A 1,181-nucleotide genomic window follows, 5' to 3' on the forward strand; every position below is an offset into this window, starting at 1 on the left:
TGCAGGGCAAGTGTCAGGGCGTGGCGCATATCCAAGTCTAGGTGGTTGGTCGGTTCGTCAAGCAGCAGCAGATTAGGCTTTTGCCAGATAATCATGGCAAGGGCAAGCCGCGCTTTTTCTCCGCCGGAGAACGGCTCGGTCTTTTGAACCGCCATATCGCCGACAAAGTTGAAACCACCTAAAAAGTTGCGGATTTCCTGTTCGCGGACTTCGGGCGAAAGCTGCTGGATATGCCAAACCGGACTTTGGTCGGCGCGTAAGGTATCCAGTTGGTGCTGGGCAAAATAGCCGATATTGAGCTTTTCAGAGCGGACGATGCTGCCGGAAAGTAAATCGATTTTTCCTGCCAAGGCTTTGATAAATGTGGATTTACCGCTACCGTTAACGCCCAACAGGCCGTAGCGTGCGCCGCTTTCCAAAGACAGGGTAATGTCGTGCAAAACGGTATTGTCGCCATAACCTAAGTCGGCATGGTCGAGTTTCAATAATGGATTGGGCAGGTGGGTCGGATTGGCAAACTCAAAGGAAAACTCGCTATCCAAATGCGCAGGAGCGATGCGTTCGAGCTTGGCTAATGCCTTCATGCGGCTCTGAGCTTGTACGGCCTTTGTGGCTTTGGCTTTGAAACGGTCGATAAAGGATTGCAGATGTTTGATTTGTGCCTGCTGTTTGACGTAAGCGGCTTGTTGTTGCGCCAGACGTTGGGCGCGTTCGGCTTGATAGAAATCGTAATTGCCGCCGTATTGGGTCAGTTTTTGTTGCGACAGCTCGATGGTTTGCGTTGTAGTGGCATTCAAGAAGTCGCGGTCATGGGATATGATGATTTGCGTACAGGGCAGGGAGGCGAGATGGTTTTCCAGCCACAACACGGTTTCTAAATCCAAGTGGTTGGTCGGTTCATCCAAGAGCAGCAAATCGGCACGACAAATCAAAGCTTGGGCAAGGTTGAGGCGCATACGCCAGCCGCCGGAAAAAGATTTGACGGGATGGGTATGTTCTTCTTGTGCAAAACCCAAGCCGCTCAACAATTTCGCCGCGCGTGCCGGAGCGGTATAGGCATCGATTTCTTCGAGTTTGGCGTGATATTCGGCCTGCTTCATGCCATCGTTTTGCGCTTCTGCTTGGGCCAAGGCCGTCTGAAAAGCCTGCAATTCGGCATCGCCTTGCAAAACGTAGTCTAA

General features: G+C 51.8%; 1 protein-coding gene. It reads right to left on the minus strand.

What is annotated here, in order from left to right; all coding sequences use genetic code 11:
- On the minus strand, positions 1 to 1,181 hold a 1,181-nt coding region (locus tag ACTHS3_RS13790; protein ID WP_440368228.1), incomplete at both ends, for an ABC-F family ATP-binding cassette domain-containing protein.

The sequence above is a fragment of the Neisseria sp. P0009.S007 genome (genome assembly GCF_051962515.1).